Below are 11,064 nucleotides of genomic sequence, written 5' to 3' on the forward strand. Positions count from 1 at the left end.
GTCACGCGAGCACTCTGCTGAGGGCGAGAACCCTTCAGAACTTCGGCACGTCGGCGATGAGCGTGCGCGTGTATTCGTGCTTCGGGTTCTCGAGCACCTCGGCGGTGGGACCGTAGTCGACGATTGTGCCTTTGTTGAGCACAGCGAGGTTGTCGGCGATATGGCGTGAGAGCGCGATATTGTGCGTCACGAACAGCATCGCCAGATCGTGTTCCTTCCGCAGTGTGCGCAGCAGCCCGATGATCGAGGCCTGCACACTCACGTCCAGTGCCGAGGTGATCTCATCACAGACCAGCACCGAAGGCTGGTTCACGAGCGCGCGAGCGATCGCGGCTCTCTGCCGCTCACCGCCGGAGAGGTCACCCGGCCGACGGTGGTAGAAGCTGCGCCCCAGGCGCACCGAATCCAAGGCCTCTTCAACCTGCGCCTTCCTCGTCGCGGCAGTGCCATCACCGCTCATCTCCAAGGGCACGGTCAGTGACTGACCGATCGAGCGGCGCGGGTTGAGGGAGGAGAACGGGGACTGGAAGACGTACTGGATGCCCACCCGCTGCTCGTTCGTCCGCTTCCTCGTCGACCTCGCCAACTCTGCACCTCTCAGCGCCACGGTGCCTGAGTAGTCATCGTTGAGGCCGGCCACGCACCGTGAGAGTGTCGTCTTGCCCGATCCGGATTCACCCAGCAGCAGCGTGCAGTCGCCGGGTTCCAGGGTGAGGTTGATGCCGTCGAGGATCTGCGCCTTCCCGTAGGCCAGTGCCACGTCCTTGACCTGCAGCAACGGGGCATTCGCCGAGGTGGCTGCACCGTCCCCAGATTCCGTCGAGTCATCAGACTTCGACGTTCCCGCCGAGACGAGAATGTGCGTGGCCTTAGATTCTGACTCCGGTTCCGCTGCCGCACCCTCACCGATGGTCTTGCGACCGGCGAGGTCCGGCACGGCGGACATGAGCATCTTCGTGTACTCGTGCTGGGGATCCTCAAGCACGGACGCCACCGGGCCCTCTTCGACCAGGTCACCGCGCAGCATCACAGCCACCCGGTCGGAGATGTCCTTGATCACCGCGAGGTCGTGGGTGATGTAGAGGCCAGCGACGTTGTTCGCCACTGTCATCTGCCGGATCGTGTCGAGGACGACTGCCTGCGTGGAGACGTCGAGACCGGTCGTGGGTTCGTCGAGGATGAGCACATCGGGGTACATAGCGAAGGCCATGGCGATGCCGATGCGCTGCTGCTGACCGCCGGAGAGCTGATGCGGCCACCGCTTCTGATAGGCCTTGTCACCGGACAGTCCGACATCGACGAGAACTGCGGCCACCCGCTCGGAGCGTTCGGCTTCAGAGGATCCGAACTTGTGGATGTCGAGGACCTCACGGATCTGCTCCCCCACTCGCATCGCAGGATTGAGCGAGAGTGCAGGGTCCTGCGGGATATAGGCGATGCGCGATCCACGCAGGGACCGCACGGCCACCTCGTCGAGTTCGACCACCTCGACGGCCGTGTCATCTCCACGCGGCCACAGGCTCACGGAGCCGGAGGCGAACTTCAGTCCCTCCCGGAAGTGGCCCATGCAGGCCAGGCCTGCCGTGGTCTTACCCGATCCCGACTCCCCCACGAGGCCGAGGATCTCGCCGCGACTGAGTGCGAAGTTCACTCCATGGAGGATCTCGTCGCCAGCGTTCGTCGCGATCTTCAGATCGGTCACGCGCAGGACGATCTTCTCGTTGGGCAGGTTCGCATCATCATGGCGGACGGTGGTTGTCTCGGTGGTCATCATGCCTCCACTGAAGTCGATGCGGTGGCCCTGGCGAAGGAGTCCGCGAGCAGGTTGGTGCCGATGGTCAGCAGCGCGATGGCGATCACCGGCAGCAGCACACCCCAGGGTTGGATGCTCAGCGCGATCCGGTTCTCGTTGATCATCAGACCCCAGTCAGCCGCGGGCGGCTGCAGGCCCAGTCCCAGGAATGACAGGGACGCGATGTAGCCGATCGAGTAGGTCAGGCGCAGCCCGGCCTCAACGCTCAGCGGGCCGGTGATGTTGGGCAGCAGCTCTCGCAGGAGCACCTTCCACCGCGGCATCGCATACATCTCTGCGGCGAGGATGTAGTCCTCGGTGATGACGCCCAGGGTTGCCGAGCGTGCGACGCGGGCGATGCGTGGGGCGTGGGTCACGCCGATGACGGTCACCAACACCCACCCTTGTGGTCCCAGTACTGTGATGGCCAGCAGCGCGAACACCAGCTGTGGGACTGCGAGGATGACATCGTTGAGGCGCATGATGATCGCATCGAAGGTCCCGCCCACATAGGCTGCGAGCATGCCGATGATCGCGCCCAGAATCATGCCCAGGGCTGTGGCGAGGACCGAATACACGATGAGGGTGAGTCCACCGGCGAAGAACCGGGAGAGCACATCGCGGCCGAGGTTGTCTGACCCGAAGAGCCCATGTGGGCTGAAGGGCTTGGCAACGAATTCGGTCGCCGTGTTGCCGGTGGCCCACGGCAGCAGCAGAGGTCCGCAGAAGGCCAGGAGGAGAACGATGATGGTCAGTGTCAGACCGATCTTGCCCTGTTTCTGTGCCAGCACCCGCTTGAAGAACGGGGTGTAGGTGGTCTGTGATTCCTTGGGCACCTCACCACCGTCGACGGCGGCGGATTTGAGGTCGTCGAGGCTATTCGTGTTCGTGCTCATGCTGCACTCCTCAGCTTCGGGTTGGTGAGGATGCCGACGACATCGGCCGCCAGGTTCACCACAACGTAGACAGCGGCGACGAGCATGGAGATCGCCTGCACGACCTGCACGTCACGGTAGGTCACCGCGTCGATGAGCGCTTGGCCCAGCCCCGGATAGCGGAACAGGAACTCGACGACGACCACGCCGCCGGCCAACCACGCCAGTTGGATCGCCACGACCTGCGCAACTGGTCCCAGCGCATGAGGCACAGCATGGCGCATGATGACACGCGTCTCGGGAACGCCTTTGAGCCTGGCCATCTCCACAAAACCGGAGTCGAGGACTTCGATCATCGTCGCGCGCATCATCCGCACAATGTAGGGAGTGACGACGAGGATGAGGGTCAGGGTAGGCAGGATGAGCTGCTCGGGTCGACCCCACACGGGTTGACCCGGCGGAGCCAGGGTCACAGCGGGCAGAATCTGGAAGACCGAGGTCGCGAAGATCGCGATGAGGCCGATGCCGATGACGAACTCGGGCATGGCTGCGAAGACGAGGCTGAGGCCCGTCATGGCCTGATCACGTCGGCCGCCGCGGTGCAGTGCCTGGTAGACGCCCAAGCCTATGCCCAGAGGTACCGAGATGATGGCGGCTGCGGCCATGAGGATGAACGAGTTTCCGACTCGCTCACCGAGAAGCTGGGCCACGGAACCGCCGCTGGCTGTCGAGGTGCCGAAATCGCCGACGAAGAGGCCGCCCAGCCAGGAGAAGTACCGCTGCCAGGCGGGCTGGTTGAGACCCAGCTGTTCATTGAGCGCGGCGATGCGCTCCGGGGTGGCCTGCTGGCCGAGGATGGCTCGGGCCGCGTCGCCGGGCAGCAGCAGCGTGGCGCCGAAGACGAGAAGGGAGACTGCGAGGAGGATGAAGGCGGAGAAGATCAGCCTGCGTCCGATGACTTTTCCGAACATGTCACACCTTTCCGATCCATACGCGGTCAAACCGCCAGCCGCCCAGGGGCCGCCCGGTGGAGTTCTTGACCAGACCGCCCACGTACTTCTGGAAGGCATCGACCTGGTTGGCAAATCCCCAGATGATGTAGCCGCCTTCGTCGTAGAGCATCTTCTGCAGTTCGTGTTCCATGTCGCGTCGCTTCTCGACCTCGGGGATGCCGCGGACCTTGTCGAAGACCTTGTTGAAGGCCGGTTCGTCCCAGTGGGTTTCGTTGAAGGGCGACTCTTCTAAGGCGCAGGAGATGACCTGCGGCAGGAAGTCTCGGGTGTACCAGAAGTCCTGAGCGAAGTCCCACTGCAGATATTCCTCGCCGAAGAACGTCGTCGCATCGACCCTGCGGATCTTGACGCGAATCCCGGCCTCGGCGGCCTGCTGAGCGAAGACCTGAGCAGATTCCACGGCACCGGACTGAATCGGGGCAGTCACCAACTCGACGTCGAGACCATCAGGATAGCCCGCCTCGGCGAGGAGCTTCTTGGCTTTGGGAATGTCCTGTTTGCGCTGCGGGAACTCGGGATAGTTCTCACTCAGCGGCCCGAACATGTCATTGCCGACGGTGCCGAAGCCGGAGAGGACCTGTTCGATCATCTGCTCCCGGTCGACGACAAGGCGGAAGGCCTGACGCACCTTGACGTCATCAAAGGGCGCCTTGTCCACGCGCATGGTCAGGGGCAGCCACATGCCGGTCTCGGAGTTGAGAATGGCCATGCGTTCATCGGCGCCGATGACTTCGACCAGTGCTACCGGGATCTGCGCGATCGCGTCGACCTGGGTTGAAAGGAGCGCGTTGATGAGGGCATCTGAATCGTTGAAGTTCAGCAGCTGCACCTCGTCGAGGTACATCTTGTCGTAGTCAAAGTAGTGCTCGTTGGGCACGAGCACCGTCGACTGGGCCGGAGTGAAGGACTTGAGTTTGAACGGCCCGGAACACACGGGGTTCTCCGGGTCGTAGCCTTTGGGGACGATCGCAGCGGTGTATTCGGCCACAGCATCTTTGAACAGTCCGTTGGCCTCACTGAGGTGGAACTCCACGGTGCGGTCATCCTTGGCGACGACTTTGTCGAGCATGGAGAAGTTCGCGGCCGCTGTCTTGGGATCGTCGGGGTCAGTGATCCGCTTGAAGGTGAAGATCACATCGTCCGGGGTGATCGGACTGCCGTCGGAGAACTTGATGCCTGCCTTCAGCGTGCACGTCCACACGGTGGCGTCGGCGTTGGATTCGAAGGACTCGGCCAGCAGCGGCACGACTTGGGAGTCGTCGTCCCACCCGTAGAGTGCGTTGTACAGGTTCACGGCGCGGCAGACGTCGCCGCTGTTGACGGGAATGTGGGCATCGACGGTGTCCGCGGAGTTGCCGCCGGTGACTCCCACGCGCAGGCTTCCGCCCTTGACGGGATCCCCGGCATCGGCGGCTCCGACGGATGTGCCCCCGCAGGCGCTCAAGCCGGCGACTGCGGATATCGACAGTCCAGCCCCCAACGCTTGTCTTCGATTCGGTGTGATCATGTGCCTTCTTCCTGCGGGTGCGGTTCGGGTCGGTCAGAAGTTCGGGTGCCGGGCGCGGTGGCCGCGAGGTGGTCGTTGAGATAGTCATCGAGCATCTGCAGTGCTTCGGCATCGGTGATGTTCATCTGGCCGGTGCTGCGTGCAATGCCGAGTCCGTCGATGAAGACGCTCAGGCCCTTGGCCATGAGGATGGTGTCACCAGCACGGATGGTGCCGACCTTCTGGCCGGCGAGGACGACGGAGGCGAACAGCTCGAACCATTCCGCATACACCTCGTTGAGCGTGGCTCTGGCGTGCTCGTCGACGGCGGCCTGGGCCCAGCTTTGGACCCAGATGGACCACACGCGTCGAATCGTGGCATTGACTCCGGCGTGGACACGCGCGAATTCGCGCAGCGTGGTCAGAGGGTCAGCCGGGTCGGTGAGTCCGCGGATGCCGGAGAGGACGTCGAGGGTGTAGCGCAGTGTCGCCTGCAACAGCTGCGGCTTGGACCGGAAGTGGTAGTTGACCGCCGAGGTGCTCAGACCGCTCGCCTGTGCGACGTCCTCGGTGCGCACGTTGTCGACGCCCAGGTCAGCGTAGAGTTCCCAGGCTGCCGCGACGATCCGATGCCGATTGCGTTTGCCCTTCGACATCCACTCCCCTGCCTCGGCCTGCGCCAAGTTGGGAAGTGAATCCTCGTAGTCAAGTAAGGCGGCAGCGTCCGCGGATCCGGTTCGTTCACCAGGCCGGGCATCAATTCCGGCTGGCCTGTCTCCTGCTTCGCGGTGGAAGTGTGGAACAGTCCGTCGCCGCGGTGGCTGTGTCGATCGCCCGGTCGTGAGCCAATCAGTGCTGACGTTGGTCAGGGCGGCGATTCGTGAGATCTCCTCGACCCGGAAGTTTCGTGTTCCGGCCAGAGACTTGGAGAGTTTGCTCGCTTCGATGCCGATGTTGCGAGCAACTTCGCTGTGGTTGACTCCGGCTGATCTGATCGCATCACGAACACGGCTCACCAGGGACTCCTGGCTGCTGCCTGCACCATTGCTCGTCTCAACCACCACTTTATTCTGCACAGTTGTTGCGATTTTGGCAATAGTTACTGGTGGGTTTGTTAGTTTTTCGTGACCTTCGGGATTGTCGAGCCGACTGCGGACGTCGTTTTTGCGGGCAACGTTGTTGAGGTTCCTCGGTGCGTTGCCTTAGCGCGGCGCATCTCACAGGCTAGAGTGCGTCCCAATAGGCAGGGCTTTGCAAGGGTGCATCGACCGGTCTATCCGCAAATTGAGGAGGAGCTCATCTTGTGGTTCTCACCCAGGTCGATCCGATCTGCGATCACACAGCACCTCACCCCTGAGCGCAAACATTGGATCTCCAAATTGCGCCACGGCGAACACACTTGGCAGCAGATCATCAGCAGCCCACCGCCGAATCAGGCATCCCAGATCAGCGATGTCTACGACGCACGATCGGCCCAGGCTTCCAGCTTGGCCGACGTCCGCCGAGCACTGTGGCTGGCCGCCGTCGACTTCGTCGAACTGCCTGACACCACGCCTTTTCATCCAACGATCGTCGTCGCCGCCCCTCACACCTCGGACGCGCTGACGGCCATCTCGAAACAGCTCCTCGGCTCTCGGACCGACGAATCGTGGAGCATGCACCTGGCCGATGGCAGAGGCCGCACAGTCAGTATCGCCCAAGCGACGAAGACCCCAGACCGCCTGGCTGCCATCCGCTGCCTCCGCCACTGTGTCGCCCCCAACGGCCGGGAGCTGAGCACGGTGAAGGAGACTGTCACCGTCGAGATCTGGGAGCGCCTGGGAACAGGCGTCACCCGCGCTGACGGGGCCGTGCACCTGCCGGGAACTCTGCGACGCAAACAACCGCAACACGACCTGGTGGTCGACTACATCACCCCCAGCGTCTGGCAGCATGCGTTGACGAACGGCTCGATCCTTCGACTGCCTGCTCCACATCTCAAGGCACTGCACGAACCCGTCGACATCGTCTACACCTGGGTCGACGGCGATGATCCTGCGTGGAGACGACGAATGCACGCTGCACGCAAGGACGTCGATCTCAATTTCACGGAACCGAGCGCGCTCGCAGATTCGCGGTTCACCTCACGAGACGAGCTGCGATATTCACTGAGATCCCTGGAGTACTACGCTTCGTGGGCACGACACATATTCATCGTCACCGACAATCAGATACCAGCGTGGCTGAACACCGAGCACCCACAGGTCACCGTCATCGACCATCGTGAGATATTCACCGATCCTGAGGTGCTTCCAGTCTTCAACTCGCACGCGATCGAGTCCCAGCTTCACCACATCCCCGGCTTGAGCGACCGATACCTGTACCTCAACGACGACTGCTTCTTCCTGCGCCCCACTGAGCCCGAACTGTTCTATACCGGCAACGGCCTGGCCAAGCATTTCCCCTCAATCGTTCCCATCGACGTCGACGGGTGGTCGCCTCGAGATCTGCCGATCATCTCGGCGGCGAAGCAGGGACGCGACTACTTGCTGGAGAGATACGGGAGGACCGTGACTCACCGTCTCAAGCACACTCCACATGCTCAGCTCAGACCGCTGCTGGAAAAGATGGAGCGCGATGCACCGGACATGTTCGCTCAGGTCGCTGCCTCTCGGTTCCGGGCGCCCGATGACTTCTCCATCCCCGCGTCCCTGCACCATTTCGATGCCTATGCGCAGGGCAGATCGGTCGAGGGAACCATCGGATATCAGTTCGTGGATCTCGCGCGAGAGGATCTGACTCTGCAATTGGGTCGTATCGCCCGCCGCACCGACCTCGACGTCTGCTGCATCAATGAGACCGATCTTCCGCAGGCCGAGGCCGATCGCGTCGATCGGGAGGTTCAACGCTTCTTGACCGACCGATTCCCGGTGCCGTCAAGCTTCGAGCTGACTGCTTGCGATGACTCACCCATTGCTGCCCGAGCGGGCAATCGCAGCCCGACGACGAATCAGGATCGGCAGAGCTACGCATTCACACGGGAGAAAGCAGGTTGATGTGCGAAGTGGTCTAAGCACGACTCTGGTGGGGTTGGTGAAACCGATAGTCATCAGAGTTTCAGGCGAGAACAGGTATCTCAGGCTTCGTCGGTCGGGGCTTGCGAAGCTGCGCCAGTTGAACAAGCGCAGACGCAAGACGAAGCGCCGCCAGTCCGAACGCAACGGGTTCACCCTCGAACATGATGTGGCCCGTCACGGAGACCTCCTGAATCTGCTGGTTCCGGCGATGACACCGGCGCAGGCTGCGCTGGAGAACTTTGAGTATGTAGCCGATGCGCTCGACTCAAGGAAGATCGAGTGGTGGCTGGTCGAGGACTATGCCGGCCGCGGCTACCGCATCGGCGTGAGAGATCAGGCGAAAGCGCTCGTTGCCGCAGCCCTGATGCGACCGAAGACGAACGTTCCGATCTACGTCAAGACTCCCCAGTCGACTGCGGTCGCCCTCGCCGAGGTGGTCGACCTCTGCCAAGACCTCGACGTCCGAATCATCACTGTCACCGCACCGAAGAAGGTGACCGACACCAATTGGGCCTTCGGCTTCCGCTACGGCTGCTCGATCGAGTTCTGGACGGAGATCGTCTCAGACTCCAGAGTGGTGATCGAAGCACCCGCGGAGAACCGTGCCGCCAAGCTCATGTCCGACGCTGAATTCACCCTGGAGAAGACCTCGACCGGATCAGGACGAGATTGCCTCACCCCCGCAGTGCTCAACCGGACCATGCTCGAAGACATCACGTTTCCGATCGATGCCGTGTACACCTGGGTCGATGGTGCTGACCCCGAGTGGATCGAATCGAAGCGCCGGCTGGAAGCCGATCTCGCAGGCGATGAGTACCACCCGGAGGCTAATCATGAAGCCCGATTCGAGTCGAAGGACGAACTGAAGTACTCGCTGCGATCGCTGGAGTATTTCGCACCGTGGTTCAGACGGATCTACATCGTCACCTCGGGTCAGGTACCTGCCTGGCTTGATGTCGATCATCCGAAGATCCGGATGATCAGCCATGCAGATATCTATGACGATGCCGATCATCTCCCGACGTTCAACAGCAACTCGATCATCTCTCGGCTCCACCACATCCCAGAACTGAGCGAGCATTTCATCTACCTCAATGATGATGTGATGCTGGGGAAGCCAGTTCGCCCCCACGACTTCTTCCTACCCACCGGCCTGGCAAAAGCGTTCCCGTCCAGGAACCATCGTCCGTTTGGTGCACCGACGGCCGAGGACGGCCCGCACTTCAACCTCACCAGGAATATCCGACGGCTGCTGGAGTCTGAATTCGGAATCACAGTGACCCATGCCGTCAAGCACACACCGTATCCGCTGCTCAAAAGCGTGCTGTTCGAGATGGAGGATAGATTCCCAGACGCATTTGAACACACCTGGTCCAGCCGTTTTCGACACCACGAAGACATCGTTGCCGACCAGCTGTACCACTACTATGCGCAGATCGTCGGTAGAGCCGTGGCCACGTCGATCACCTATCGCTACATCAATATCCGTGATGACAATTACCGCTGGGTGCTGCGGGACACGCTGCGTCTGCGCAACCGTTCAACGATGTGCCTCAACGACGCACCAGTGGATGATGTGGAACCTCTGGCTGACGAAGAAGTCGGTGACTTCCTTGAGTCGTACTTTCCCTGCAGAAGCGGGTTTGAAATCTAACGGTGGCCGTCCCCGTCCCGCACATCACGCTCGCGAATTGCTTCACTAATCGCTTCCACAAACCTTCCGGTAGACCCTCCAGCTGTCTTCACACCGAAATAGTGGTCTCGCAGCACCATTCTCGCTTCCTGCGATGCAGACCCTTGCAGTGCCTCGTCCACCAGGCGTGGCAGGTGCCGAATACTACTGGACGACACGGTACCCAGCTCAGCAGCGATTGGTGAGATATCCTGCAGGCGAGCCTGATCATTGCGTCTATCCGTGAGTAGCAGTCCCTTCTCCGTATGCAGGTAAAGGAAATCAAGCCCCACACTAGAAATATCGGCGATAAGCAGGTCGGTGTCCACGAAGAGGTCCAGAATGTTCAGATCCGTGGAGATTACATGTCCTCCGCCGCGGATGTTCGAAGCGTCAATCATCAATCTAATGGACCGGTCAGCTGCCGCAACTGCGGAATCCGACATTCCGACCATACGCGGGTGTGGTCGATAAACAACACGAACTTGCATCGTGAGCAACGACGAAACTATCTGCTCACCCAGAACATCGACTGATGTGTAATTGTTGGCGTCGTTCTCCCCTTGCCAAGTCGGAGCGTATACAACTGTTGGTCTGCCATCGACGGGCAGAGAGGAGCGAAAAATGCCGTCCAAAGGTGGCCGGCCGATTGAGACCAACTGGCTTTCATCGAAACCCCACAACGCCTGCAGGCATCGTTCTTTCGCGGCAGTACCTGCGACGAAGACTTTGTCGTAAGCCTTAAGCTGGTTCGAAATGGAACTAGTCTTGTCGCTTTCGCCATGGTCGACATGAACGTGGATGATGGATGGATCAGCCATTGATTGGAAATTCCTCATGCTGTTGTTGACGTAGATCGCCAACTTATAGTCTCCACCAGCGTAGAGATCAACCAAATCCGGCTGGGTCTCGGCCAATACCAGCGGTAGTGAAGTCATCGATTGCAACGCACTGAATGAATCATTATTCCGCAAGACAATAACAACCGGGCGCTGTTCGTTGAGCGACTCGAGCGCGCTCAGCCACTGCTGCAACTGGTAGAGGTAATCTGGCCTGTCACCGAAATAGGCAATCACATCTGCAGATCGGCGCCCTCCGTGAACCTTGATGCCGGTTCTCCGAGCTGGCCCGCTGTCTTGGAGCCACTTTTTGAGCACATGTCCCGCACGA

General features: G+C 61.0%; 8 protein-coding genes. 2 read left to right on the forward strand and 6 right to left on the reverse strand.

Annotated elements, in window-relative coordinates; translation table 11 throughout:
• Positions 1-34 precede the first annotated feature (34 nt).
• Genes PGC08_RS15295 through PGC08_RS15315 form a run of 5 tightly spaced genes read right to left on the reverse strand, consistent with a single transcriptional unit; the run spans position 35 to position 6,227 of the window.
• A complete protein-coding gene (locus PGC08_RS15295) occupies positions 35-1,774 on the reverse strand; it encodes an ABC transporter ATP-binding protein (RefSeq protein WP_257944373.1) in 1,740 nt (579 codons plus the stop codon).
• Positions 1,771-2,688, reverse strand: a complete 918-nt coding sequence (locus PGC08_RS15300; RefSeq protein ID WP_198396709.1) for an ABC transporter permease — start codon at positions 2,686-2,688, stop codon at positions 1,771-1,773. The genes PGC08_RS15295 and PGC08_RS15300 overlap by 4 nt, the downstream gene beginning before the upstream one ends.
• Positions 2,685-3,638, reverse strand: a complete 954-nt coding sequence (locus PGC08_RS15305; RefSeq protein ID WP_204232962.1) for an ABC transporter permease — start codon at positions 3,636-3,638, stop codon at positions 2,685-2,687. The genes PGC08_RS15300 and PGC08_RS15305 overlap by 4 nt, the downstream gene beginning before the upstream one ends.
• A 1-nt stretch (position 3,639) precedes the next feature.
• Positions 3,640-5,187 (reverse strand): ABC transporter substrate-binding protein, encoded by a 1,548-nt coding sequence (locus PGC08_RS15310; RefSeq protein ID WP_271708806.1) that lies wholly within the window; start codon positions 5,185-5,187, stop codon positions 3,640-3,642.
• Complete coding sequence (locus PGC08_RS15315) at positions 5,184-6,227, reverse strand: TetR family transcriptional regulator C-terminal domain-containing protein (RefSeq protein ID WP_271708807.1); 1,044 nt, start codon at positions 6,225-6,227, stop codon at positions 5,184-5,186. The genes PGC08_RS15310 and PGC08_RS15315 overlap by 4 nt, the downstream gene beginning before the upstream one ends.
• 240 nt (positions 6,228-6,467) lie before the next feature.
• Between PGC08_RS15315 and PGC08_RS15320 the strand changes: the two genes are divergently transcribed.
• Together PGC08_RS15320 and PGC08_RS15325 are read left to right on the forward strand one after the other, a co-directional pair.
• Positions 6,468-8,201 (forward strand): stealth family protein, encoded by a 1,734-nt coding sequence (locus PGC08_RS15320; protein ID WP_271708808.1) that lies wholly within the window; start codon positions 6,468-6,470, stop codon positions 8,199-8,201.
• A gap of 118 nt (positions 8,202-8,319) precedes the next feature.
• Positions 8,320-9,876, forward strand: coding sequence for a stealth family protein (locus PGC08_RS15325; RefSeq protein ID WP_271708809.1), 1,557 nt, complete (start codon positions 8,320-8,322; stop codon positions 9,874-9,876).
• Here the strand turns inward: PGC08_RS15325 and PGC08_RS15330 are convergent.
• Complete coding sequence (locus PGC08_RS15330; RefSeq protein ID WP_271708810.1) at positions 9,873-10,970, reverse strand: CDP-glycerol glycerophosphotransferase family protein; 1,098 nt, start codon at positions 10,968-10,970, stop codon at positions 9,873-9,875. The two genes, PGC08_RS15325 and PGC08_RS15330, sit on opposite strands and share 4 nt — an antisense overlap.
• Positions 10,971-11,064: the final 94 nt, after the last annotated feature.

This window comes from Brevibacterium sp. BDJS002, assembly GCF_028201555.1.
In the GTDB taxonomy this organism is placed as follows: Bacteria; Actinomycetota; Actinomycetes; order Actinomycetales; family Brevibacteriaceae; genus Brevibacterium; species Brevibacterium aurantiacum.